The organism is Pseudarthrobacter siccitolerans, from assembly GCF_001046895.1.
GTDB classification, from domain to species: domain Bacteria; phylum Actinomycetota; class Actinomycetes; order Actinomycetales; family Micrococcaceae; genus Arthrobacter; species Arthrobacter siccitolerans.
This window is the reverse complement of the sequence record NZ_CAQI01000044.1, coordinates 87,924-113,141: the sequence shown is the minus strand read 5'-3', so window position 1 is coordinate 113,141 and position 25,218 is coordinate 87,924. Positions and strand designations below refer to the sequence as shown.

General features: G+C 62.7%; 19 protein-coding genes and 2 pseudogenes. 13 read left to right on the top strand and 8 right to left on the bottom strand.

Going from position 1 to position 25,218, the window contains the following annotated elements; all coding sequences use genetic code 11:
* Window positions 1-45: 45 nt before the first annotated feature.
* Window positions 46-3,183, top strand: a complete 3,138-nt coding sequence (locus tag ARTSIC4J27_RS11300) for a hypothetical protein (protein WP_050055296.1) — start codon at window positions 46-48, stop codon at window positions 3,181-3,183.
* Between the two features lie 136 nt (window positions 3,184-3,319).
* On the opposite strand, the gene ARTSIC4J27_RS11295 is transcribed toward ARTSIC4J27_RS11300, so the two are convergent.
* From ARTSIC4J27_RS11295 to ARTSIC4J27_RS11280, 4 genes are all read right to left on the bottom strand, one after another.
* Window positions 3,320-3,781, bottom strand: a complete 462-nt coding sequence (locus ARTSIC4J27_RS11295; protein WP_050055295.1) for a hypothetical protein — start codon at window positions 3,779-3,781, stop codon at window positions 3,320-3,322.
* Complete coding sequence (locus tag ARTSIC4J27_RS11290) at window positions 3,778-4,953, bottom strand: hypothetical protein (protein ID WP_050055294.1); 1,176 nt, start codon at window positions 4,951-4,953, stop codon at window positions 3,778-3,780. Before ARTSIC4J27_RS11290 ends, ARTSIC4J27_RS11295 begins: the two co-directional genes overlap by 4 nt.
* A 150-nt stretch (window positions 4,954-5,103) precedes the next feature.
* Window positions 5,104-5,874: a YfbU family protein gene (locus ARTSIC4J27_RS11285; RefSeq protein ID WP_050055293.1), complete on the bottom strand. Its 771-nt coding sequence runs from the start codon at window positions 5,872-5,874 to the stop codon at window positions 5,104-5,106.
* Window positions 5,875-6,022: 148 nt separating this feature from the next.
* The gene (locus ARTSIC4J27_RS11280) at window positions 6,023-7,033 is read right to left on the bottom strand and encodes a restriction endonuclease (protein WP_083435425.1); all 1,011 of its coding nucleotides are present in this window, start codon (window positions 7,031-7,033) and stop codon (window positions 6,023-6,025) included.
* A gap of 303 nt (window positions 7,034-7,336) precedes the next feature.
* On the opposite strand from ARTSIC4J27_RS11280, the gene ARTSIC4J27_RS23420 reads away from it, so the two are divergent.
* Together ARTSIC4J27_RS23420 and ARTSIC4J27_RS23415 are read left to right on the top strand one after the other, a co-directional pair.
* The gene (locus ARTSIC4J27_RS23420) at window positions 7,337-7,708 is read left to right on the top strand and encodes an alpha/beta hydrolase (RefSeq protein WP_050055291.1); all 372 of its coding nucleotides are present in this window, start codon (window positions 7,337-7,339) and stop codon (window positions 7,706-7,708) included.
* A complete protein-coding gene (locus ARTSIC4J27_RS23415) occupies window positions 7,669-7,932 on the top strand; it encodes an alpha/beta hydrolase family protein (RefSeq protein ID WP_268794392.1) in 264 nt (87 codons plus the stop codon). Before ARTSIC4J27_RS23420 ends, ARTSIC4J27_RS23415 begins: the two co-directional genes overlap by 40 nt.
* Window positions 7,933-8,129: 197 nt before the next feature.
* Here the strand turns inward: ARTSIC4J27_RS23415 and ARTSIC4J27_RS22525 are convergent, their stop codons facing one another.
* Entirely contained in the window at window positions 8,130-8,690 is a 561-nt protein-coding gene (locus ARTSIC4J27_RS22525) for a hypothetical protein (RefSeq protein ID WP_152683858.1), read from the bottom strand.
* A gap of 103 nt (window positions 8,691-8,793) precedes the next feature.
* Between ARTSIC4J27_RS22525 and ARTSIC4J27_RS11265 the strand changes: the two genes are divergently transcribed.
* A complete protein-coding gene (locus tag ARTSIC4J27_RS11265) occupies window positions 8,794-10,071 on the top strand; it encodes an AlbA family DNA-binding domain-containing protein (RefSeq protein ID WP_050055289.1) in 1,278 nt (425 codons plus the stop codon).
* Window positions 10,072-10,233: 162 nt separating this feature from the next.
* A complete protein-coding gene (locus ARTSIC4J27_RS11260) occupies window positions 10,234-11,718 on the top strand; it encodes an ApeA N-terminal domain 1-containing protein (protein WP_050055288.1) in 1,485 nt (494 codons plus the stop codon).
* A gap of 681 nt (window positions 11,719-12,399) precedes the next feature.
* Here the strand turns inward: ARTSIC4J27_RS11260 and ARTSIC4J27_RS11255 are convergent.
* A complete protein-coding gene (locus ARTSIC4J27_RS11255; protein ID WP_152683857.1) occupies window positions 12,400-13,785 on the bottom strand; it encodes an NAD(P)-binding protein in 1,386 nt (461 codons plus the stop codon).
* Between the two features lie 176 nt (window positions 13,786-13,961).
* On the opposite strand from ARTSIC4J27_RS11255, the pseudogene ARTSIC4J27_RS11250 reads away from it, so the two are divergent.
* The 7 genes and pseudogenes from ARTSIC4J27_RS11250 to ARTSIC4J27_RS11225 form a co-directional block, all read left to right on the top strand.
* A pseudogene (locus tag ARTSIC4J27_RS11250) lies at window positions 13,962-14,414 on the top strand (TrmH family RNA methyltransferase); the annotation flags it as partial.
* Window positions 14,415-14,568: 154 nt separating this feature from the next.
* Window positions 14,569-15,459 carry a sce7726 family protein gene (locus tag ARTSIC4J27_RS22520; RefSeq protein ID WP_161799571.1) on the top strand — a complete coding sequence of 297 codons (891 nt, stop codon included), beginning with the start codon at window positions 14,569-14,571 and terminating at the stop codon, window positions 15,457-15,459.
* A gap of 6 nt (window positions 15,460-15,465) precedes the next feature.
* Window positions 15,466-16,398 (top strand): sce7725 family protein, encoded by a 933-nt coding sequence (locus ARTSIC4J27_RS11245; protein WP_050055287.1) that lies wholly within the window; start codon window positions 15,466-15,468, stop codon window positions 16,396-16,398.
* On the top strand, window positions 16,391-17,446 hold the full coding sequence (locus tag ARTSIC4J27_RS11240; RefSeq protein ID WP_050055286.1) for an RES family NAD+ phosphorylase: 1,056 nt from the start codon (window positions 16,391-16,393) through the stop codon (window positions 17,444-17,446). Before ARTSIC4J27_RS11245 ends, ARTSIC4J27_RS11240 begins: the two co-directional genes overlap by 8 nt.
* Window positions 17,447-17,609: 163 nt before the next feature.
* Window positions 17,610-18,029, top strand: a pseudogene (locus tag ARTSIC4J27_RS11235) (TrmH family RNA methyltransferase); the annotation flags it as partial.
* A 157-nt stretch (window positions 18,030-18,186) separates the two neighbouring features.
* Window positions 18,187-18,444 (top strand): type B 50S ribosomal protein L31, encoded by a 258-nt coding sequence (locus ARTSIC4J27_RS11230; protein ID WP_009358283.1) that lies wholly within the window; start codon window positions 18,187-18,189, stop codon window positions 18,442-18,444.
* A gap of 127 nt (window positions 18,445-18,571) precedes the next feature.
* Entirely contained in the window at window positions 18,572-19,663 is a 1,092-nt protein-coding gene (locus ARTSIC4J27_RS11225; RefSeq protein ID WP_050055285.1) for a lipoate--protein ligase family protein, read from the top strand.
* A gap of 106 nt (window positions 19,664-19,769) precedes the next feature.
* Here ARTSIC4J27_RS11225 and pepN read toward each other — a convergent pair whose 3' ends face one another.
* Both pepN and ARTSIC4J27_RS11215 read right to left on the bottom strand, forming a co-directional pair.
* A complete protein-coding gene (gene pepN, locus ARTSIC4J27_RS11220) occupies window positions 19,770-22,379 on the bottom strand; it encodes an aminopeptidase N (protein WP_050055284.1) in 2,610 nt (869 codons plus the stop codon).
* Window positions 22,380-22,412: 33 nt separating this feature from the next.
* Window positions 22,413-23,498 carry a YeiH family protein gene (locus ARTSIC4J27_RS11215; RefSeq protein ID WP_050055283.1) on the bottom strand — a complete coding sequence of 362 codons (1,086 nt, stop codon included), beginning with the start codon at window positions 23,496-23,498 and terminating at the stop codon, window positions 22,413-22,415.
* A gap of 113 nt (window positions 23,499-23,611) precedes the next feature.
* Here ARTSIC4J27_RS11215 and ARTSIC4J27_RS11210 point away from each other — a divergent pair, with 113 nt between their 5' ends.
* A complete protein-coding gene (locus ARTSIC4J27_RS11210) occupies window positions 23,612-25,168 on the top strand; it encodes a circularly permuted type 2 ATP-grasp protein (RefSeq protein WP_050055282.1) in 1,557 nt (518 codons plus the stop codon).
* The last annotated feature ends 50 nt before the right edge of the window (window positions 25,169-25,218 follow it).

The window sequence follows — 25,218 nt, the reverse complement described above, 5'->3', positions numbered from 1 at the left end:
GTCTGCAGCGAATCGGGGTAGATAGCGATACGAGAGAATGGACGCGTGACTGAGCATATCCCCGAGGCGGAAGCCTACATCCGGTTCCGCCTAAACGAACTCTCGTCCCGGAACGAGCATCACCGATTTGAAGAGATCGCCACTCGGGTTGCTCAGAAACGCATCAGCTCAAACATCCTGATCGCGACAGGACCAGTCAGTTCCAGTGGCGATCAGCAGCGGGACGCGGAGTCCTTCAAGACCCGGCTTCCGAACGAGCTTCCGCATGCGGCAGGCTTCGCGGCTGCGGCCTCGACCTCTCCGGTGGTCGTGGCCTGCACTGTTCAGAGCACGGGCCTGAAGCAAAAGGTCCTCAACGACCTTACGGGTATCTGCGCCGAAAACGCCGCACCGGTCGAACATGTGGCGTTCTTCAGCGTGCACCCCATTTCCGAGGGGATCACCCACGAGCTGCAGCAGACCGCCCGGGCATCGTACGGGGTAACACTCGACATTTTCTGCGGTGGCGACATTGCGACGTTCCTGGCTCAGCAAGACTTGATTTGGGTCGCACGGCACTATCTGGAGCTTCCTTCCCACCTGGTCCCGCCGCCGGAGAAAGAACCCGCACCGCAGTGGTATGCCGAATTGCTCGAGGGCTTACGGAAAAACAACGGACCTATAGCCCTAACGCCAGCGGTGCAGGGAGAAGTGATTCACGGACTTCGGCATGCGATGTGGGATGAGAACACAAACTCCGACCTGCCGGAGTGGCTGGACTTCATGGGAGCGTTCCTCGCTGACTCCGATGGGGGCTCGGACACAGAGCTGGGCTTCAGCGCCTGCTATGAGATGGCCGTGGCACGGTTCCGGGGCATGGGAACAGCTGCCGGAATCGAAGACCTGGTGCGCCGTGCGGTGGACTATGCCTGCACAAGCGTGCAGCCGAACATTGTCGATGATGCGGTGACGCTTGTGTCCTACTGGGGAACCATGTGGATCTCGGGCGTTGCGAAAGCGGAAGCCTCCGAGATTTCTGGGGCAATGGCAAGGCTGCGAGCACACTTGACGGATCTGATCGAGGCAGCGGATCCGGCTACGCACCCGGTGCGCTCCGTGTCGTTGGTAGGAACGCTGGCCTGTGCATACCTCGCCCCGGAGTGGGAACGTATCGAGACGGCCGAGGGCAAGCCGAAGCCCGCCGAGGTCGCTTCGAGCGCTGGCGGGCAGCTGGACGAAGGTGCGGTGGACACCACCGCTATGCCAGAGTCTTACCTCTTTGATGTCGGTGCTGCAATGGTGTGCCTGGAGCAGGTGGTGGATCTGCTGCCGAAGGCCCGGGCGTACTCATCAAGTGTTCTTGCCCGTGTGTTCACGCTGTTCGCACCGGTGGTTTCCAACTACCCGGGTTACGAGAAGATTCGTGACGGTCTCGACCTCGCGCAAGCCGGCGTGCAGGGCGATGCCGCGGTTGCCCAACGATGCCGAGACCGTGGAATGGCATTCGTTCGGGCCGGCCAGCCGTTGAAGGCACTGGCCGAACTGCACATCGCGAAGGTGAGGTGGTTCAACGGCGACACCATCTACGGATCGATCCTGACGATGCGCTATCTGGGCAAGTTGTACGCCGATCTTGGCTTGATGCTTGCCGCGAAGATGTACACATGTACCGCGGCTGCATTGGCTTTTCAGAGTGAAGATGCTGACGTGAAGGCGCACGTCCCAAAGGCACTGTTGGAAGCAGCCGCGCACGCTCAGCATGCAGGTACTTGGATCGACGGTGCCGCGCTGACCGAGATTGCGCTCCTCGCCCGTGCCCAACTGCTCGTTGATCCGTTCAACGACGATAAGTACCGCGAGCTCGCCGCCCACCGCACCAATGCAACATTGGAACTGGCAGCAATTCGCAGCTTCTGGCCGGAACTCGAGCCGCTCATCGAAGCCGCTCATCGGACAACGGAATGGTACGAGCAGCTGGTCGAAGTGGTCGAGTACGGCGACTCCTCGTTTGAGCTGACCGAGGACGAGTTTCAGGCCAGGGCCGTCGATCAGCTCGCGGGCCCGCTCTTTGGCGACATCGGCGACGGACGAATTATCGACTTCCAGGCCCTCGGCGTCCGCTGGATCATCGAGTTCGACAACAACCGGGACACGGTGTTGACAGCCGAAGGCTTCGTGGCAGCCCTGCAAATCGTCTTGGCTGACATCGCGCCAATGAATCCGGTCCTGATCCGCAGCACTGTCCGCATCAACGTTGACGTTCAACCCGATACGAGTGCACAAGATGACCAGTTCGCCATAGACGAGTCGCAACCCGAGATTGTGGCCGGCGTTGTCCTCTCTAGCTCAGTGACGGAGCCTGAAACGCGGACCCCAAGAACCCTAGCTTTGTGTTTCCAGCTACTGCATTCTGTCCACGTGCGCCCGCCTGACGAGCTCCAAAATCTCCTGGAACCGCTCTTCAAGGGCGGCATCATCCACAAGGTATCCATTGGACGCCCCTACGAAGAGATTGCGGCCCTGCTGGACGACGATCACTACACCCGCTGCGCCAGCGCCGGCAGACCATCGTCGTCCAAAGCCTTCCGTCCCGCAGAACCGGAGCATCTCTCACCTTCCACCGCCAAGGGACCGGGCTACCATCGAGCTGAGTCACTTCAGGCTATCCGCGAACGCTACGAAGTCGCCTATGATTCCTTGCGGCTAACGCTCCCGCGCCTTCTCTCCGACGAAGCCGGCAGGGCTACTATTGTGCGGCTGCGCAACGAGGGGTGGCTCGACTGGCAGATTCTTGTCACCTTGGTCAACATCGCAATGAACTGTCGGATGAAACATGCCGGGATGCAGATCGGCGGAGGAGATCCCAAGCGGGCATTTCAACTTGCACGTGAACCCGAGACAGAGTCGTCCCCGGAAATCCCCTTATCCGAGTTCGCCGACGAAGAGGTCAACATGTATGCGGCCATCCAAGCGGCCGCCGTAGCCCGCCGATGGGATCTACGGGGACGATCAGAATCGCCCGGCGAGTATGCGATGCGGGATCTCCTCGTGCGCCGGTACCGGTACGCCGTCGATGACGTTCCACATCGAGACCTGCTCGACTGTATGGACGAGCACGGCAACCTGCTCTCCTTCCTTGACCTGCCAGCCTCCCTTGACAGCGAAGACAACAGCGATCGCGGGGAAGGAACCGCAACGGCCTAGTTGTTGCCAGCGTCGTGTTGGGTGGGCTCCTTTTGCTCCCGGCGTGGTGGCGAGGGTCGCCAATGCTTGTGGTGCGTCCCACTGCTTGCGTGAGTCGCTCCTGTTGGTGTTCTCATTCGTGAGCGGACTGTCGGCGTCAGTCGCCACCATCGGGTCTCCCGGGTTCCAGAACAGCGAGGAACTCCTGATTGGTTATCACCGCGAGCCCAAACTCAGTCGCCTTGGCTTGCACCGCCTTGTCGCCCGAAACAACGGTCCACGCCGGCGCGAACAGCTTGTCTGCGTCGCCGCGCTGGCCGTCCAGTGCGCAGGCGACGACCAGCGGGTCGGCGTTGCCGAGGTTGGCGTAAAGATCTACGAGCTTTGTATCGCCAACGGGCACCGACGCCATGACCTCGGTGAGCAGTGCGAGGACGCTCACGGTGGTTGGATATTCGAGGTGCTTCAGCTCCTCGATGTCAGGGAACCCCTCGGCCTCGTGGAGTACCTCGCTTGGAATGCGGCAGTGCTGTTTGAAGAAGTCGCTGCCTCGGTGCTCGCGGTTGACGACCGACAGGGCGTTGTTGTCGATCACGTATACGTGCCCGTAGCCGTTCATCGGAGAGCCTCGCGGAAGTCGTTGATCTGGTGGGGCTTGATGTGGCGCAGGCAGACGACCCGACAGAATTCCCTCTTGGAGATCTGCCCCGCGTCCAGCACGTCGAGCATCCGCCGCGAGAGCTCGCGCCCGTTGTACTTGCGCACGGCATTGACGGCCTTCGGTTGCCGCGCCTGCGTCTTCGCGCGCTGCGCGTACTCGCGTCTCAGCTCCTGCAGATGGGAAGCAGCCACTTCGGGGGTGATCATCCCGAGCCGCATCGCCCGCACAGCCATTGCGCTCGGCGTCACCTTGAACACATCGGCACCGGCCTTCACGTCATCCAGCGACCCAAAAGACGCGCCGCGGAACTCCTGCTTTGGCATGAGCATGGCCCCAACGATGTCGTACTCCCGCCCCACGTCGGACCCTGTGCTGGAACCGTCATATGTCACGGGTGCGAAGATCCTCCGCGCCACGAGCACGCTCATCAGAGCGAGCGTGAAGACCATGCGCCCTGCGGGCTCCTGATAGTCGCCATGGTCCCCGCCGGAGAGGAAGATGTACGGCACCTTCGCGTCCTTGACTGTCATGCCGCTGAACTTCACACCGGTAATCCTTTGCGGCATGAAGTTGTTGACGCTGCGCGACACGAGAACCTGGTTCGTCTCCAGCCGTGCGATCAGCAGTTCGAGCGCGTCCTCCTTCTTGCGCACCGATCGGATCGAATCGTGCGAGAGCCCGAGGGCGTCCATCAGCTTGCCGGCGTCCTCCTCGACCGACCTTCCAGGCTTGCCGAGCAGACCGACGATCCTGTTTGGCGTAAGCGTCTTGTCGTTCTTCTTCAGCAGTTCTTGCTTCCGCAGGAGATCCTTGACGATCAACTCGACGTCCCTCAGGTTCACCCTGTCGCGGGAGTTCACGGAGAAGGTCTCTTTGGTGAGGCCGCTCAGGAGTTTCTCCGATTTCGCCTTGATCTGGGCCTCGACGACCGGCAGTGGGGCGAAGAAGAGCACGTATGGGATCTCACCCTTCCGGGCCAGGAAGACGAGGTCGGTGAAGTCGATCGAGGAGGACGCGATCGCCTTCCCGTAGGCCGCGTAGGTACTGGCGACCGAGTTGTCCAGGAGTGCGGTGAACACCTCTTCGTCGATGGGGGTTCGCGTCCCGTTCAGGAGGACGTCAATCGTCATTTCCTTGGTCCTCTCGATGGAACGCGGCAGAGTTAATGCGCGGTGCCTCGTGGTCTGTGGTGCCCCCACTTCGCGGAGGCGCGAGCGCGCCCTCGGCGTTGCCAATCAGGTACTGCTGCTCCAAGAATGCAACACGCGATCGCTCCACCGTCAGCCCTGCGCGTTCTTCCTGTTCGAGGGGTGGATGCGTGCCGCGGAAATCTGCTTCAACTCTTCCCCGGACAGGAGGTGGTCCATGCGGCTGAATCCGCGTCCGCGGCTGTCCATGATCCGTCGGTACTCGCCCAGCATCCGCATGTACTTATCCAGCACGCGTGCGTGCGAGTTTCCGTTGTCGTTGCGTTTCAGCTGCGGCTTCAGCTCGGTCCAGCGGTCGTTCCGCATCAGGAACTCCACGTAGCTGGCCATGTGGCCTTCCAGCGAGTCGTTGTGGTCGAACCCTTGAAACTCGAGCTCGAACGCCAACTTCTCGTGGACCGGAGATCCCTCCTCGGCCAGGTGATCAATGCTGTAGGTGATGATACGGAACATGTCGAGGATGTCGGCCACTCGACCGCAGTCGCGCTTCGACAGCTCCGTCTGGAAGCCGGCTGTCTCGTACCAGTACTCACCCGTGTAGCCCGCCTCGAGGATCTGTGCGCGCATGAGCTGGTACTCCCGGTCGCCGTCGACATCGTTGGCATCTTCCGGAAGAACGCGACCCAGGATCCGATGCAGAAGTGAGAGGATCTGCCGGTCGATGATCCGTAGGCTCTCTTGCGACGGCTCGTCACCATGTTTCACCTCCCGCTCGTAGACGGGAACGACAGCCTCCATGAGGAGGTCTCGGACAAACTCGCTGAGGGTGACGCCCTGGTCGCCCGCCATTTCCTTGAGCTGGTCGCGGACTCGGTCGTCCAGTCGTATGTTCAGAACCGCCATGGCGTCCTCCAATCATCTTGTATGACGCAAACTGTACCACTGTCATACAGGATGCGAGTGCAACCGACGGGCGCGTCTCCAAAAGGAAGCCCTCCGGGAGTTCGAGAAGGACGTCCATCGGCTGCGTCAGCGTTACGATTCAAGGTGTTTACACGGCAGGGACACCAATGGAACGGAGGATGGTAGAGACGGTGGGGTCGCTCTTTGCTCGCGTCAGAACGTCTGCTTGCTGAATCGTGGTCAACAACAGATCATCGTTAATCTGCCGGAGGTAGCGGCGATCGCTCCAAGGCGCATCGGGACGGACCAGCCCAAGTATTGCTTCCAGATCCGGGTGCGCAACTACTATCGCAGCCGCTATGCCTTCGACAGCCCCTGCAACAGCTTCGCGCAGATCGCTCTCGATCCGAGGCTTAAGCCCGTCGCCATCCACAATCATGGTTATGCCGCCGACACCGTCGAATTCAGTTGCCAGTGCTTGGGCTAGTGGGACCATATTTCCAGGGCCACCGGCAGGCAGAATCGTCACGGGTCTCATGTCGCCATACTCTTTGCGAATCATCTCGAGCACGCGAGCGTCGAAGCGTCCCTCAACCAAGACAACCTCCTGTCCGCCTTGCCCCGGTTGAGCCGGAGACTTCGTCAGAGGAAAAAATGGGGTCCCGGACTCTCCAGCTGCTCTTAGCTTGATGTTGATCGCTTCGGCAATCGTCATGTGGCCGTCGACAATCATCCTGACGTCGTCCCCGTCCATCAGGATGAGATTCAGTTCCTTCCCGGCGATCAAGGCATCAACGGCGTCAGTACTGAAGCCACCCATGCTTGCAAACAAGCCGAGGGTGCCGACGAGTTTCCCGTCCACCTTGCCCCGAAACTGATAGAGGCTGGAGGCAGGATGTGCGTCCGCAGTCCATTTCGCTTCAAGGAGCATGGTACGGCCGTGCAACCAGAAGGACCCGTCAATTTCTTCTCCCTTTGGGCGGTAGCCCAGCCGAGGCTCCAAGCCTGATTCTTCAAACATGCCATGGAGGATCCGTTCAAATTCGCGCCCGCGCTCAGCTTTCGCGGATCCTGATGCTGTCGGGGGAAGCTCGTCAGCCTTCTTGAAGGCTGTGCGCCAGTTGTAGCCAGCGGGAAGTTGTTTTGAAGTGGCACTCATACCTCTCTTCTTACATCAATGGCACCCAGACTATTTCGATGACATCGCCGAAGAGCCGCGGTGGTCGGTAGCGATCCGATCTCGCGGGGAGGTTGTACGCTTCGGCGATGCGGGCATACGAGCGGTTGCCGACTTTCCGTCAAACATGCGCCCTGGACCTGCGCCGTCATGTTGAGGACGCCTGAAGGTGCGGCCGAAGAAGGTGTATTACGCTGGGGCTCGACACGTCATACCGCGGGGACTGACACCCGCAGGGTTCCGGAAAGGCGGCCGCTTGAATCGCTTTGGCAGGATCTCACAAAGATGTGGACCTCCCGCGGAAGCGGTCACCAACTCGCGTATCACGCTGATGAAGACTCCATCATCGCCGCCGAACGTCCCCTCTACGATTTCCTGACCACCCTGCACGACCTGCCGGATGTCGGACCAGTCCACGTCCTGGCGCACAGCATGGGCTGCAGGGCCGCGCTCCGGGCCGTGGTGAGGGCGGCCGACAGCGGCATGGCCCCGTTCGAACTGGGCGAGCTGATCCTCGCTGCGCCGGACGTCTCAGAGAAATATTCGCTCAAGTCGCGCCGGTCCTACCGGGCGTCGCTCGGCGCACCACCATTTATACATCCCGACGCGACCGTGCCTTGCGCGTCTCTGAACTCCTCCACAATGCCGCACGAGTAGGAAGCGGCAAGCCCGTCGTGCGTATTCCGGAGGTTCCTGACCGGATGACATTCGTCGACGCCGGAAATGTCGACGTCTCGTTCCTGGGCCATGATTACTATGCGGCGTCAGCCCCGGTGCTCCGGGACATCCACTGGCTGCTGTACGGGCTGCCGGCTGGATCGCGTTTCGGCATGCAACACCACAACGATTCGGGGAGGCTCACACTGCGAGCAAGCCACTGACCTCGAAACCACAACATGCTGGCCGGGCTCCTGTATGCAATCGTCCGCAAATTCAGGGATGGCTGCCCTTGGTCAACACTGCCTGGGTTACGGTACCTACTGCTTAGAGCGCTGAGTGGCTTAGGGTGCTGTGGCAATGGAATATCCCATCCGAGCCGGTCCATGGCGCATAGGAATGTCCAGAACCAATGATCGACTCAGTCTTCAATGGGTGCGACTGCCGGCTTTTGAGAATAGCCAGCTCGGGCAGCGTCGTCTTCGTCGCGCCGCCAGAGATAGTACGGAGAAAGTCGCGTCTGGCGGTTGCGGCGATCGTCTATCAGCCACGTACCCAGGCAATTCCTTGCGTGTTCCAGGTAAGTCGTGCCGATGTCCCACCAGTATCTGTCGAAAGGATGCACCGGCTTTTCTGAAGCTGATGGGTCGATGGCTCCGCATGCAGGAGGCCCAAAACAATGGGCCATCGCTTGCCGCACGCTGACTCGGACGTGCCTTGCTCCGGTAGGGAGCATGGGTTCCCACCGCAAGCATTCACGCTCGAAGTTCTGCATGGCAGCGCTAATCTCAGAGCTCGACGGCATCTTGATGTCAGCATGCTCGATGAGGGCCACGACGGCACCTAAAGCTTCCACGACACTATCCACGGCACGTCGCCGGGCAGTTTCAGGCCCTCCACGGCGCTGGTGAATCTCGCCGCGGATCAACGCAACTACCGATATGGCGACAGCGGCCACGGCAACCCAGAACTCAGCATCCATGAGCCGACTGTAATCTACGGAGGCTTAAGGGCTGTAGACCCCGGTCAAGAAATCGCTTCCCATCGATAGAACTGTCGGGAGGGGCGTATGGGAGTATGAGCCCATGCTGAATGATGACGAACTTGCCGCGCTCATTGAGGTCGGCACCGAGTCGCGGAGCATCGAGTTCAAGGGTCCGGGCTCGACTTCCTCGTCCGAGTTTGTCGCGGTGGTGGCCAGAGCCTGCATAGCACTGGCCAACCAGCGTGACGGAGGTCACCTTGTGATTGGGGTAGTGGACAAGGATCCCGGGGGAGCCCAGGGTGGGCTCGACGAGACTCAGCTGGCTGAATGGCTGAGCTACGACATCGTGGTTGCGAAGGTGAACGCATACGCGGATCCACCGCTTCAACTTCAGCTCGCGGAAAGGCACCTCCCGAGCGGGGCATCGGTCGTCGTGATCGAGGTCGCAGAGTTCGCCGAAATCCCGATTCTCAGCGCCAAGGAGTTCAGCGGCAAGATCGTCCGCGGACAGCTCTACACGCGATCCATGGCGAAGCCGGAGAGCTCGGCAAGCAACACGCAGAACGAGTTGCGCGAAGTGCTCGCAATCGCCACTGAGAAGCAGCTCCAGACGTTTCTCCGCACCGCCCGGCACGCAGGACTGGCGGTGGAGGCCATCGGCCAGAATGACGTCGATCAGTTCATGGCCGAGCGTGCAGCCTTCCTGCAGGAGTCCGTCGCGTCGGGAGTTGCGGGTCTGCCTCAGATATCGGTTGCGACCCGACCGGAGGTCTATCACGCCGAGCGATTGTCGTACGAAGGGCTCCCTGGCCTCGTGGGGAGCAACGCAGTGCGTTTTCGTGGCTGGCCGTTCCCGTTCGTCCAGAGCGTTGTGTTCGGCGATCGCTGGGTCGGTGAGGCGCAAACGAGCATGCATCCCGAGGCATGGGGGATTTATCAGTCGGGGCAGTTCGTGGACATTCGCCCATTTCCCAATGGATACGGTCCCGATTGGGACGGGTACGCGGACACTGGTTCTGAGGGATCGTATCTCCCCGTGTGGTTCCCGGTCATGTTCATTCTTGAGGCGATGGCGTTCGCTGCTCGGTTGCAGAAGGCCACGACATCGACCGAGCCGCTCGTGGTGGAATTCGCGGTAGAGGGAGCGCAAGGATGGGAGCTGGTAGTTGCGGATCCACGGCGGAGCGGCTTCCATGGCAGGTACCGCATGGGTGGACACCGGTGGGAGCGGCGTATCGTACTCGCGCCAGACTTCATTGAAGATGACATCAAGAATGCTGCAGCGGAAGTATCCCGCGACCTGCTTCTCCGATTCGGCTGGACCGGTGTTACAACCGATCTGATCCGCGGAATGCAGGATGAGGTTTTGCGGAGCTAGGCTGCTCAGGGCTGGCTTTTCAATCACCGGTATCGTTCAGCGCCGCTCGCGCCTTTCCCAATCATGAGCGCGCCCGATATTAGTATCTAGACCAGTCCCGCTTGCAGACGGGCCCAGGGCCGTTTCGCACCTGTTCTATTCCGAGCTGCGATAGGAAGCGCCATGGCCAATGACCCTTTGAACCTCGATGCGTCTGCCGAGTGGGCTGGTCTCTGGTGGCTGCCAGAGGACCCGGACTACCGGGTCCCCGGATTCCTTCGATACGAGCCTGAGGACGGTCTAATGCTGTCCCTGATCGGTACGTTTGAAGACCGCCTCATGACAACGCTCGCTCCAGGACTTGTCGCGGTCCACGAAGGGCAACAGACGTGGGAGGTGATCCACGGTGCGGCCGAACAGCGCGAGATCACCCTGCTCGACTGCATCCCGAATGGCGGGACGCGGACCATTGCTGCGAGAGTCAAGAGCCCCGACAAGCAGACCGTCGCAGCAACGATCGCGATAATCGGGGCGCTTGTCAGTGGTAACGATGACGAGGCGTTCGCTGCGGCCGAGGTGTCGGTCGAAGACCTCGGCCTCTGGTCGGCCTCGTCGGTGTTCACGGCTCTTCTCGGCACTCCCGGCGGCAAACCGGACGGAAGCGGGAGTATCTCAGTGAAGCGGGTGAAAGACCAGTCGGTCGTCGTCGATGGAACCGAGTACCGTCTGTCGCACCGGTACACACTGCCGTACTTCGATCAACGTAAGGGCGGTACCGTCGGGCGCATGCGCGACACCGTATTCGCACGAATCGCCCCCGCAGAAGCATTTTCGTTGAGCAGCGCATTGAAAGCGGCCACCCTGATACAGGATCTGGTCGCCCTCGCGATGCACCGCGCCGCCGGCGTAATTTGGCTTCGGCTGGACGTGGCAGAAACCGAGGCTGAACCGCGCGGCAACCGCCCTGCATTACCCCGCAACGCCGACGTGCTCTACTCGCCAACAGCCCTCGGTAAACACGATGTCAAGGTTGTTGACCACCACCGAGTCTTCTTCACGTGCGCATCGATCCCGTTCGAGGAAGTCCTTCGCCGCTGGATTGAAGCGCACGGGCGGCTACAGGCCGCGACCAACATGATCTTGGGCCTCCGCTACGCACCTGCCCGCTACATCGAGAACAATCTCCTGACAGCAGTGGGCGCGGCCGAAGTGCTGCACCGTGGTCTCCGAATCGATGAGCGACCGATCCCGGCGGACGCGTTCAAACCGATGCGAGAAGCGATGCTTGAGCACGTGCCTGACGAACACCGCGAGAGATTCAAGGGAGCCATCCGCAACGATCCAACGCTTCGGGACCGGCTGCACGCCCTCGCTGCGCGCCCCGACCAGGAGGCAATCTCTACGCTCATGCCGAGTGTGGACAGGTGGGCACAACGGACCACTCAAGCCCGGAACGACCTGGCGCATGAAGGCCGAACTCCCAAGCACTCCTTCGACGAGCTGATCGCTATCGTGGACGTGACCACCGCCATCGTGACCCTCAACCTGCTGCATGAGCTCGGTGTGCCTGCCGAGCGGCAGCGCGAGATCGTACGGGATCACCCGCAGCTTCGCTCGACAGCCAAGAGCGCGCGCGAATGGTTCTTTGCACCCGGAACCGGTTCCTAACGCTGTCGTCGGCGGTCGAGGAGAGTCTTGATGCGGCAGCCTCGCGCGGTGTCGCACGTTGCCTCGGGGGGCTACCTCATCCGGTCTTTTGCAAGTAGTCCGGCCGCAGAAGCACGAACATGCAGCCATCAACGTTAGTCAATCCCAAGTCTGACCACACCAGCAGCGGCCGTCCTAGTGTTCCTGGATGACGAGGACCCGTCGCTCTCCGAGCAGGATGATGTCTTCGTAGCTGAGCATGGCTTCAGTCCAACAGCACCGGCCGGCCGCCGGTAGGGGATCTTGGTCTATGTGGAAAACCCCAGGTAACGGCATCGGAGCGCTCTGCCCGCGAGCCTCCTGTGACCACCGGCTGAAATCCGAGCGGCGGCGAACCAGAGACGAGCCTCCAGTTCCAGGAACCTACGCGGATGCACCACCAACTCTTTCCTGCACCCTCGACGCCGAGTTTGGCCGGCGTGTGCTGTCGGAACTCGACAGTTAGTGAACATGTGGTAATCGCAGTGGGAGAGGGCTGTTTGTGCTGATTTAGCAGGGATCTTTTCTCCTCGAAAATGAGCGCACCAATACACCGCTGCGCGGACCCCGGGGAGCCGGGAAGACCATGCAGCCCATCACGGATGAAGCCGCAGCCGCCGGTCTTGTCTCGAGCCCGCAGCATGAGTCCTGACGATGGCCGGGTCATGCCGAGGCGATGAGGCGGGGGAGGTTGGAGAGCGCTCCGGCGGCATGGGCTCGGCTGCGCTCGCGAGCCTCGGGGATGCGTGGGTCGTCGGCGTAACGCTCCAGCTCGGCGAAAGGATACAGCCGGCTCGTGCGCGACCAGGCGGACACGGCCGGATGCTGGGCGCGTGCCCGGGCGTTCGCCATCAGCGCGGCGTAAGCGATGAGGAAGTCGACATTCCGATCCCAGAGGTGCAGCGGGCGGCACAGCTTGTTCTTCTGGTCGTCGTCGTGGAGTTCGGCTTCGACAACGCCAAGCATCGCGTACTGGAACGAGACGGTGCCCCAGAACATCGGTTGAAGCGTGATGCGGCCAGGTTCGAAGATCGGACGAAGTGGCGGCCGGACGAGCCCCGACGCCGCGCAGTGGAGGTGCAGCGTGTCGCGTGTCGTGGGGATGACACCGTCGTCGAGGATGATGCGGTCGCGTTCGACAGTGCGCACGTGGCCGAGGCGGACGACATCCTCGATTTGCCGGAGGAGAGCGATCTCGGCTTCTCCGACGATCGCACCGTGGAACATCGTGGGTGGCACGGAGGGATCGACCCGCAGCAGGATTCCCTGTTCGTCGAGCCGTGCGAAGAGATCGTCAGCCGTCTTCGCTTGGGCCATGGCCTCGATCTGTGCAGCGTTCGCGAGGTACTGCTCGACGACTTGGTCGTGCGGCTGCAGGTAGCGTCGATTCGGCCACCATCCCTCGCGCGGTTTGATCCACGTGAGGTCGGCCGGATCCACACCCCGCTCGAGGAGCCACACACACGTGTCGAGGGCGGTCTTTCCCGCTCCGATTACGGTGAAGCGTCCGGCCGGGTGGGCGAGTCGGGCGAGCCCACCGGTGGGGATGCAGCGGACTCCCTCAGCCACGGCGAACGGCGGGGCGGAGGTTGCGGGGATGCGGCCCTCAAGATACTTGGCATCCACCACGCGACGGCGCACTGTGACGGGCACGGTGCGGCCGTCCAGGCGGGAGACAACCCGCCCCTCGTCAACGAACTCGCATTCGGGCAGGTAGACTACACGACCGGTCGGCAGGAAGACCCGCGTCATCGCCTCTTCGAAATGCGCGCAGACCTCGCTAGGGCCGGCCAGCTCGTACATGCCTGCGTTCGTGCCGCTGACGTCGCGCCTGTCGGCTCCGAATGGCACGGATTCGACGCCGTAGAGGTTCGCGGGCTGGTGCAGCCGAACGAACGGATATGCGTCCTGCCAGTGTCCGCCGGGTGCGTGCCGACGATCGACTATCGCAACCGTGGCATCCGAATGCGCGAGGATCCGGTCGGTGAAGACCATCCCCGCTGTCCCAGCGCCGACCACCAGATAGTCGGCTTCGATGCGCCCGCGCACGCACCCACAGTAAACCCGGCCGTCTGCGCAGGGGAATCCTCCGGTGGAGCCCCATCGTCCGGGCTCACCACCGCTCCGCCGGCCAGCCGACAGTGGCTCTCGCTCCCGAACAGATTGCAACACTCACCAAGGTCAGCGGTTCCAAAGTACAAGGGCAGGAAACCGCTCAGCTACGAGGACGATCACGGATCGCGGTTCTTGAGAACCTTACAGATCACACGAACGTTGGGGCGATTTTCCGGAGTGCCGCGGCCATCGGCGTCGACGCTGTCCTGGTCTCGCCACAGTGCGCCGACCCGCTCTACCGACGTTCCATCCGCGTCTCGATGGGCACGGTGTTTCAGGTCCCGTGGACCCGGATCGAATCGTGGCCTGGGGACCTTGAGGTACTCAAGGAAGCGGGCTATTTCGTGGCCGGTATGTCGCTCGGTGAAGGTGCCATCACCCTTGATGAGCTGGTAGCGCAGGACCACCAGAACCTCGCGCTGGTCTTCGGCACCGAGGGTGAGGGACTGAGGCCTGAAACCGATCAGGCCCTCGACGCGCGCGTAACTATCCCGATGATGAACGGCGTGGACTCGCTCAATGTCGCGGCTTCCTCTGCTGTGGCGTTCTACGCAACGCGGTAGCGTTAGTGGCTACTAGCGCTGAAGCCGCGGGCCGAGTCCATTCGAACCACCGAAGCTTTTTGCCTGTGTGAACCGCGGTCCGTCGATGTCCGCGTCAAGGGTTCTCCTGACTATGATTGATTCGACGGGGGACCAACTTGCAGGGAGGGAAACTATGAGAACCTCCACTAAGCAGGAGCTTTCGGCGTTATCTCGGATGTTTTCGCCCGCCGTGATGCGGGAGATCGGGAAGTCCGGGACCTCACCACTCCTCGCGCGATTGCTGCGGGAAACAAGCCTGCCAGATGCCCTTCCCTGGGATGCGACGCTCGCGGACGCCTTTGAATTGGCATTCGCCACGCTGTGCAGGATGGGCAACCGTGACGATTACGTGTATCGGACAGCGATCACACAGAAGGTCGTCTTGGGCAGGCATAGCCTGCGCACGGCTACGGTTTTAAATGAGGTTAGGGCCGGACGCTCAAAGGCTGATGTCGTGGTGCTCAACGGCACCGCCACGGCTTACGAGATTAAGTCCGAACGCGACTCTTTTCGCCGATTACCGCAACAGCTCGCCGATTATCGTTCTGTTTTTGCGTCGGTCAACGTAGTAACGAGTCCAAATCAGGTGGAAACTGTCCTGCAGATAGCTCCGAAAGATGTCGGTGTTCTCGCCCTCTCGTCGCGCTATCGGCTTCAAACCGTACGCGAAGCTGTGGACCGACCGGAACGTACATCACCGGTGGCACTACTCGAGACTCTTCGCGTCGACGAAGCAGTTCAAGTACTTTCACTTCTTCGCATCTCGTGCCCAGATGTCCCCAACACCCTACGGTGGGGCATGCTTCGTGAAATCTTCGGCGGGCTGGAAGCAGCAAGCGTCCATTCGGGTGTGGTTCGCGTCCTCAAATCCACGCGCTCACGCGCCGGACTCGAGCCGGCAGTGAAGCTGCTTCCCGTTCATCTCGCAGCAGCAGTCCTGTCGACAGTCCCATCCCCTGCCGCGACTCGGAACCTGAGCACGGCGACGTGGCAACCGCTCACGTCCGTATTAGCTTGGAGTTAGGATCCGATGTATTACCCGTTCTTCCGTGGCAAGCAGTTTGAGCTCCTGGCGATCCGCGAGTCAGCGAAGGTGATCGCAGACGCAGGCTTTACTCCGATAATTGAACCTGTTCGTCAGACACTCAGCGGCCTCCAACGAGCGCTCAAGGAGCTAGTTGATCAGGGGGCTACGGCTGCGGTCATAATTAATCCGCGACACGGTGACCACAGGAACGGGGGTGATCACCTCGCCGCCGACCTTCGCGAGAATTATGGCGACAACGACGCGATCACGCCGGCCATCCTGTTGACCAGCGCGATGAGCTTGGAGGAGGCGTTAGCGAAGATCGCTCCCTATGAAGACCGGTCCCTCACCTTTGTTCATGCAGGGTTTACGGATGGAAAGGGTCTGGCCGCCAACCTGCCCCCCGGGGACTTCACCCACGTGTTCCTTGATGCTCGCAACACCCTTTACAGGCGGCCGTTCAAGGGCGGAAGACGGATTCTCGTGGAAGACGGATTCGAGCGCAAGAAGAACGCGGATTATGGACCCATCGATCGCTTTTCGGACCTTCACGTCACTTTCGATGAATTGGGCGGTGACGGCTACGGAGACTTCCTGACTATTGGGGACCATTACGCCGAAGGCGGCGGCCCAGCTTATGCTGTAGCGATCCATCTGACGTTTATTGACCCTGATCAAGACGACGCCATGTTCGTCTACCACTTCGTTTCCGACTCGAACGACACACCCGTCGACCCAGCGGGTAAGTTTGCGCAGGCGCTCGACAAGCTGATCCGGGAGGTGGACCGCGAGGGGTCGAAGGTTCTTAACACATCGGCGGTGCAAGAGTTCCGCGATCTTCACGACCGAAGGCACTTCCCTGGCCTCGGTTTCGTAAAGAAATTGTCAATCAAGCATCATCTCGAGACACTCGCGGACTTTCACGCAAATGGCTAGCCGGCGTTGTTGCGCGAACTGCTTTAGTGACCGCCTGATTCGTGAAGAACTCATCGCTCAATGTGACCCCGTTGACCAAACCTGCGACTATTGCGGCGCAGAGAATGTCTCGTGCGTGGAACCGGATCGGCTCGGCCAGTGGTTCTCGACCCTCATGGCGACATATGAGGAGGTCAATGAGGGCAAACCAATCGTGCAACTCCTGGACGAGGAATGGGGATTCTTCCGGGACTCAGGACTTCGTCCGGCAGAAGCCAAAGACTTGCTCGCTGACGTGCTCGACGACGGCGAGCTTGTTCGCAGGCTATTCGTCCCCATTGAACACTTTGGCGGCGGGAACCTCAAGCGCTGGGAAGACTTGCGCGATGAGATGATGCACGTGAACCGGTGGTTCCTTGCCGAACCGATGGACATGGATCGAATCAAGGAGCTCCTAAGCCAGCTGATTGCATCGCCATCCACCCTTAGCGATCTGAAATGGTATCGAGCTCGCCTCTTGGGTAGCGACGCGCCCTACGAGGTCCACGAAATGGGCGCACCACCACCTCGCCTAGCAGGACATGGTCGCGCGAACCCCGCAGGTATTCCATACCTCTACCTCGGTTCGACTCGAGCGACTTCGGTAGCCGAGCTAAGGCCGCACACTGGAGAGCGAGCATGTGTAGCTGAGTTCCAGTTAGCGAAGCCCGATCTGAAACTTGCGGATCTAAGGGATCCGCGAAGTCTGATTTCGCCGTTGTTCGGCGATGAAAGTCAGATGATCAAACTTCGCGCGGACCTGCCACTCCTGGAAAGGCTCGGTGACGAACTCACCCGCCCGGTTCACCCTCGTGGGGCACCTTATGAATACATTCCTACACAGTACCTATGCGAGTTTGTGAAGACGTGTGGCTTTCACGGCGTCATGTACCGCAGCTCCGTTAGTAGTGACGAAGGTGTCAATATCGCACTCTTTGACCCAAGGCTGGCAACGGCAACACACGTCGAAGAAGTCTCTGTTGAACAGGTGAGCGTTCAGATCAGCCCACCCTCAAACGCTCACATCTGAGTTACTCACGAGTTGTCGCCTAGCGCTCGAATGCGTCCAAGCGGCTTGTCATATCCGAATGCCACCTCCGGTCGGGTGCCGCCTCGGCTACGTGTAACGGTCATGAATTCGTGACCGTGCAATCCCAGGTGTCGCGTGGCCCATCAATTCCCAACACATTGCAACCACCACCAACGTGGGTGCCATCTTCCGGTCAGCCGCCGCCCTGGACATCGACGCGGTCCTGGTTTCGCCCCGCTGCGGAGACCCGCTCTACCGCAGAAGCGTCCGCGTAAGCATGGGCACCGTCTTCCAGGTGCCGTGGGCACGGCTCACCAGCTGGCCGCAGGACCTGCACCTGCTCAAGGACCACGGCTTCACCGTCGCGGCCCTGGAGCTGACCGATGATGCGCAGGACGTGGACGAAGTCGCCGCGCAGAACCCGGAGAAACTGGCCCTGGTGCTCGGCGCCGAAGGCGCAGGCATGAGCGCAGAGACACTTGCCGCCGTCGACCTCGCCGTCAAAATCCCCATGCGCAACGGTGTGGATTCGCTCAATGTGGCTGCCGCCTCGGCCGTGGCGTTCTGGGAGCTGCGCCCCCGCGACGGGCTCCGGAACGAAGCAGCGGCGCGGTTCGCTGGCACCGTCCTTATCCGCTATTATTGATAGCTGGCCGTCCTGAGTCTTTCGGCGCGGACGCGGCCATCCCATTCATACCTGACAACTGGCAAAATCCAGTTGTGCGAACAAAGGTCCCATTATGAAGTCTGATATCCACCCGAAGTACGAAGCTGTTGTTTTCAACGACCTGGCTTCCGGCGTCAAGTTCCTGACCAAGTCCACCGTGTCTTCCTCGAAGACCATCGAGTGGGAGGACGGCAACACCTACCCGGTCATCGACGTCGAAATCTCCTCCGAGTCCCACCCGTTCTACACGGGCAAGCAGCGCATCATGGACTCCGCAGGCCGCGTCGAGCGCTTCAACGCTCGCTTCAAGGGCTTCGGCGGCAAGAAGTAATTCACTTCGCCCAAGCTTTCCAGGGAAGCCCGCACCGGCAACGGTGCGGGCTTTTCGCGTTATAGACCCCAACGCAGGGTCGGGGCGGCTTGGCGCCGGGGCGCACTGGTGGGGCAGGATGGAAGCCATGACCGTTACGCCATTCCCAGCAGCTGATTCTGCTTCCCGCCGGCACGGCGAGTACAAAGTCCCCGGCGGCAAGCTGGTGGTGGTGGACCTGGACGTCACGGACAACCTGCTCGCCAATGTCTCCGTCAGCGGTGATTTTTTCCTGGAGCCGGACGAGGCACTCCTGGACATCAACCGCGGGCTCACGGGACTGCCGGAAGGTACGACGGCGTCCGAGCTTGCCGCCGTCGTCACCGCTTCGCTGCCTCCCGACGCCGCCCTGTTCGGCTTCTCTGCCGACGCCGTCGCCATCGCGGTCCGCCGCGCCCTGGCCAAAGCCACGTCCTGGGCCGACCATCGCTGGAACCTCATCGCCCCCACGGTCCTGCCCACGGAAATCAATGTCGCCCTGGACGAGGTGCTCACCGAGGAAGTAGGGGCCGGCCGCCGCAATCCCACCCTCCGGTTCTGGGACTGGCAGGAGCCGTCCACGGTGATCGGCAGCTTCCAGTCCTACCGCAATGAGGTGGACCCGGACGGAGTGGCCAGGCACGGCATCAAAGTGGTCCGCCGGATCAGCGGCGGGGGAGCGATGTTTATGGAGGCGGGCAACTGCATCACGTACTCGCTGTACCTGCCGCAGACCCTGGTGGACGGCCTGAGCTTCGCCGACTCCTACCCCTTCCTGGACGCGTGGGTGATGGCCGCGCTGGAGAAACTGGGCATCACCGCGTTCTACGTGCCGCTGAATGACATCGCCACGGACCAGGGCAAGATCGGCGGGGCGGCGCAGAAGCGCCTGGCCAACGGCGGCATGCTGCACCACGTCACCATGAGCTACGACATCGACGCCGACAAGATGGTGGAAGTGCTCCGCATCGGCAAGGAAAAGCTCTCGGACAAGGGCACCCGGAGTGCCAAGAAACGGGTGGACCCGCTCCGCCGCCAGACCGGCCTGGCCCGCGCGGACATCATCGCGGCCATGATGGAAGTCTTCGCCGAGCGGTACGGCGCCACGCCCTCGGAGCTGACCGAAGCTGAGCTGGCCACGGCCCGCGAGCGTGTTGCCACCAAGTTCGGCACCGACGAATGGCTCCACCGGGTGCCGTGAGTCCCACGCTGTACGTACGTGCGCACTGACGCCCCAATTTGTTGCGCACGGACCGCCCCTGCGCGCTGAGCCCGGACTTCACTGCGCAGCGCCGTATAAGGGACCGTTACCGCGCGGCCTGCGCCCTGAGTGCCCGCAGCAAATGGCTGCGCTGCTCGATGATGATCCTGCGCAGAGCACGGGGAGCGTCGGCATGGGATTCCAGCCACTGGTCCGTCCGGCGCATCACCGGATGCGCAGCCGGCTCCGCGCCTTCCGCGAGGTCCTGTGCCAAAGGGTAGAGGCCCCGGACTATCCGGCTCGCGATCTCGATGCTCCGCGAGTCCCAGGCGCTGCGCAGGCACTCAAAGTACGGCTCCACGTACGGTTCCAGCAGGTCGGCAGGGGCTGTCATAAACCCGCTGATGGTGGCGGTCAGCAGCTGGTTGGAGAGTTCGTTTCCGTGCACGGCCGCGTTCCAGGCCGCGGCTTTGACGTCCGGAACCGGCCGGGCGGCCACGGCTGTGGCGTGGCCGGCACGTCCTGAGGCCGTAGTGTCGCGTGCCAGCTCGGCGTCCAGCTCGGCAACCGTTGCCTCGCCGTTCGCCGCGAGGGCATGCCAGAGGTGCCAGCGCAGCTCCGCGTCCACTGCGAGGCCTTCCACCGGCCCGGTCCCGTCCAGCAGGCCCTTGAGCCTGGGGAGCATGGAGCGGTTATGCCTGCTGAGGGTGGCAAGGGTCCGCGCCCAGGCCAGCTGCTGGTCCGAGCCCGGCTTTGCGCGGTCCAGTTCAGCGGCGGCCGTGGCCAGGAAGGCGGCCCGCACCGCATCACGTTCCGGGGCCGGAGTGTAGCGGTCGACGGCGGTGCCTGCGTTTTCGAGGATGTTCAGCAGCACGCCAATCCCGGTTTCAGCCGGGCCGAACGCGGCAACAGCGTCCACGTACCGGGAAGCCGGGCTCTCTCCGTCCCGGGCGGAGTTCCATAGCGCGGTCCAGCAGAGGGCGCGGGCCATGGGATCGGAGATCCGGTCCAGCGATGCACGCACTGTTGCCTCAGATGCCGGATCCAGCCGGACCTTGGCGTAGGTGAGGTCGTCGTCATTGACGAGCAGGAGCGCGGGCCGCGGCCTGCCGGCGAGCTGGGGGAGTTCCGTCCGTGCACCGGACACGTCCGTTTCGAAGCTCCCGGTACGCACGAGCGCGCCGCCGCCGTCGAAAGTGTAGGAGCCCACACGAAGCCGGTGCGGCCGCAGTTCTTCCCGTCCCGTCACCGGATCCGTGGCCTCCTGGACGATGACCACCCGGTCCGGGGCGCCCTGGTCGTCCATCGACTCGAAATCCAGAGACAGCGTGGAGATGCCGGAGGTCTGCAGCCACTGCTGCGCCCAGCCGGCCAGGTCCCGTCCGGACGCGGTGCTGAGGGCTGCCAGCAGGTCCGTCAGGGACGTGTTCCCGTACGCGTGCTTGCGGAAGTATGCGCGGGAGCCGGCGATGAAGGCCTCGAACCCCACGTAGGCCACCAGCTGCTTCAGCACAGAGGCGCCCTTGGCGTAGGTGATGCCGTCGAAGTTCTGCTTGGCGGCCTCCAGGTCCGGGATGTCAGCCACGATGGGATGGGTGGTGGGCAGTTGGTCCTGGACGTAGGCCCAGGCCTTGCGTTTGTTGGCGAAGTTGACCCAGGCGGTGTCCCAGTCCGTGGCGCGGTCCACGCCCAGGGTGCCCATGTAGTCGGCGAAGGATTCCTTGAGCCACAGGTCGTCCCACCATTGCATGGTCACCAGGTCGCCGAACCACATGTGTGCCATCTCGTGCATCAGGGTGTTGGCCCGTGCCTGGTACTGGGCGTCCGTGGCGCGGGAGGTGAAGACGTAGCTTTCGGTGAACGTCACCAGGCCGGGGTTCTCCATGGCGCCGAGGTTGTATTCGGGCACAAAGGCCTGGTCGTATTTGCCCCACGGGTAGGGGTAGTCGAAGAGCCGGTTGAAAAAGTCCAGGCCTTTTTTAGTGAGCCGGAACAATTCGTCCGCGTCGAAGGAGTCAGCCATGGAAGCGCGGCAGTACAGCGCGAGGGGGACGTCCAGGGAGGTCCCGTCGTCGAGCGTTGCCTGCCAGCGGTCTTCCGCCTTGAAGTAGGGCCCGGCAAGGACGGTGGTGATGTACGTGGACATGGGCTCAGTGGTGGCGAAGTCCCAGCGGGCCGCGGCGGGATCGTCCGTCAGGAGGGTGCGGTTGACCTCCGCCCCGTTGGAAGCGACGTGCCAGTCTGCGGCAGCAATGATGTGGAAGGTGTAGGTGGCCTTCAGGTCCGGCTGCTCAAAATTGGCGAAGACCCGGCGGGCGTCTGCCGGCTCATATTGGGTGTAGAGGTAGCAGCGCCCGTCCGCAGGGTCCACGAACCGGTGCATTCCCTCACCGGAGCGGCTGTAGCGGGCCGTTCCGGTGACGGTCACCTGGTTCTCCGCCTCGAGGTTGTCCAGCCTGATCCTGGCACCGTCCACCACGTCCTCCACGCGAAGCCGGTGGCCGTTCAGGAGCACGCTGTGCACCGCGCTGCCGATGAAGTCCAGGAAGGTTGAGGCGCCCGGCCGGGCGGTGAAGTTGATCACGCTGCGGGTGGGGTAGCCGGCAATGTCCGGGTCCGGCGCCTGCCGCACGTCCAGCGAAACGTCATAGCTGGTGGTGCTGATCAGGGCTGACCGGGCGGCAGCTTCATCACGCTGCAGATTCTCATGTGACACCCAGCTATCTAATCACGGGGCTGGTGTCCAAAATCACGCGGTGATCAGCAGGGCGGCGGCCAGCCCCAGGAGGGCGATCAGGAGCCAGGATGCGAGTGCTGCCAGGAGCGCCTGCCCACCTGTAAGCAGCAGGGTGCGGATGCGTACCGCCGACCCCAAACCGAACAGTGCCGCGCCGAGCAGGATGTCCTGCAGCGCCGCCCCTGCCTCCAGCCATCCGGCGCCAAGCCAGTCTGTGGACCGCAGGCCCACCATGGCCATGAAACCCAGCACGAACAAGGGCACCACCGGCGGAAGCTTGGCGCGGGTATCACCTGCCCCGCCGGAACCGCCGGTGCCGTCGCCGCCGCCCGCGCCGTTTCGGGCGGCCAGCCGCATCTGGGCGCCCGCTATTGCGGCGACGGGCGCCAGCAGCAGCACCCGGGTGAGTTTAACCACGACGGCGATGCCCAGCGCCGCGGTTCCCGCAGTCTGCGCCGTGGCCACCACCTGCCCCACGTCGTGCACGGAGGCGCCTGTCCAGGCGCCGAATGCGGGAGCGGAGAGCTGCAGGGGATGGACGAACAAGGGCAGGACGCCGATGGCGAGCGTTCCGCACAGGGTCACCAGCGCCACCGGCAGGACAGTGTCCACGTGGCGGATCCGCCGGACAGCGGCCATGGCACCGATCGCTGACGCGCCGCAGATCGAAAAGCCCGTCGCCACCAGCAGCGCGGTTACCGGCGGCAGCCGGAACAGCCGGGAGATCAGGTAGGTCCCGCCGAAGCTGGCCGCAACCACCCCGGCGATCAGGACCAGGGCAAGCCAGCCCAGTCCCAGCACGTCCATGATGCTCACTTTCAGCCCCAGCAGGATGATCCCGCCGCGCATCAGGTGTTTTCCGGCGAAGTCCAGCCCGGGCCGGGCCCTTCCCGCGGTCCAGACCCCTGCCGCGGGCAGGTTGGCGGCCAGGACGCCCAAAACGACTGCCAGGGTCATCGCCGGAAGGACGGGAACCAGCCGGTGGACCAGGAAGGCAACAGCCAGTGCAACCGCCGCCGTAGCCAGGCCGGGGATGAGCCGGTCAGCACGTTCGGGCAGGCCGGAACCCGGGGCTGGGAGGCTTCTGCTGACTGGCACTCACCTACTGTGCCGGAAAAGTTCAGGAATCCACGAACCAGGCGGCCTGCGCCAACACGCCAGAATGGATGGCAGTAATGAATTCGAAACAAAAAGATGGTTGGCTTGTGGACATGTCAGACCTATTCCAGGATTACTCCGTGGCCGCCGGCCGGACCGGAGCCTACGACGAGATGTTCGCCCCCGGGCAGCAGGCCCGGGGCTCCTATGAGCAAGTGGCGGACGCCCTTCGCAAGCTCTCCCTCGCCGATGTCAGCGCACGCGCCGACTCGATGGCCCGCACCTTCCTGGACCGTGGTGTCACCTTCGATTTCGCCGGCGAGGAGCGCCCGTTCCCGCTGGATATCGTCCCCCGGGTCATCCCCGCAGCCGAATGGGACGTGATGGAGCGCGGTGTTGCGCAGCGCGTGCGCGCGCTCGAAGCCTTCCTCAACGACGTGTACGACAAAATGACCGTGGTGTCCGACGGCGTGATCCCGCGGCAGCTGGTGACCACCAGTGCGCACTTCCACCGCCAGGTGCACGGTTTTGAGCCGGCCGGCGGCGTCCGGGTGCACATCTCGGGCATCGATGTGGTCCGCGATGCCGCCGGAACGTTCCGGGTGCTGGAGGACAACGTGCGCGTGCCTTCGGGCGTGAGCTACGTCCTGGAGAACCGGCGGGCCATGGCCAAGGGCCTGCCCGAAGCCTTCGGCCAGCAGCTCATCCGGCCGGTGGAGGAGTACCCCCGCCGGCTCCTCTCGGCCCTGCGCAAAACTGCACCCGCGGGCGTGGACGATCCCACCGTCGTCGTCCTCACTCCCGGCGTGTTCAACAGCGCCTACTTCGAGCACACCCTGCTGGCCGGCCTGATGGGTGTGGAACTGGTGGAAGGCCGCGACCTGATCTGCCGCGGCAACCGCGTCTACATGCGCACCACCGCCGGCGAGCAGCGTGTGGACGTGATTTACAAGCGGATCGACGATGATTTCCTGGATCCGCTGCAGTTCCGGGCCGATTCCATGCTGGGCTGCCCCGGCCTGGTCAACGCGGCCAGGGCCGGCGGGGTGACCATCGCCAACGCCGTGGGCAATGGCGTCGCCGACGACAAACTCGTCTACAGTTACGTCCCTGACCTGATCCGCTACTACCTCAGCGAGGAGCCCATTATCGCCAACGTGGACACCTACCGCCTCGAGGAAAAGGAAGCGCGGGAATACACTCTGGACAACCTCTCCGAACTGGTGGTCAAGCCGGTGGACGGGTCAGGGGGCAAGGGCCTGGTGATCGGGCCGGACGCCTCCAAGGACGAACTTGACGCCCTCCGCCAGCGGGTTATCGCCGACCCCCGCGGCTGGATCGCACAGCCGGTGCTGCAGCTCTCCACGGTGCCAACACTGAGCGGGGACAAGTTCGGGCCGCGCCACGTGGACCTGCGTCCCTTCGCAGTGAACGACGGCGAGAACGTCTGGGTGCTGCCCGGCGGCCTGACCCGTGTGGCGCTGAAGGAAGGTTCGCTGATCGTCAACTCCAGCCAGGGCGGCGGTTCCAAGGACACCTGGGTCCTGGCGGATTCGCCGCAGGTACCGGTGGAGACCGTGCCGCGGCCCTCCATCTCCGTCCGCGAACGCGTGTCCGTGTGGCCAGTGGAAAGCAACTGGCGCGACCGCCAGTCGGAGCAGCAGCAGTGAGCCCGTCCGACGTCGGGCCAATCGTTTTGACCGTTTCGGGCCCGCAGGAG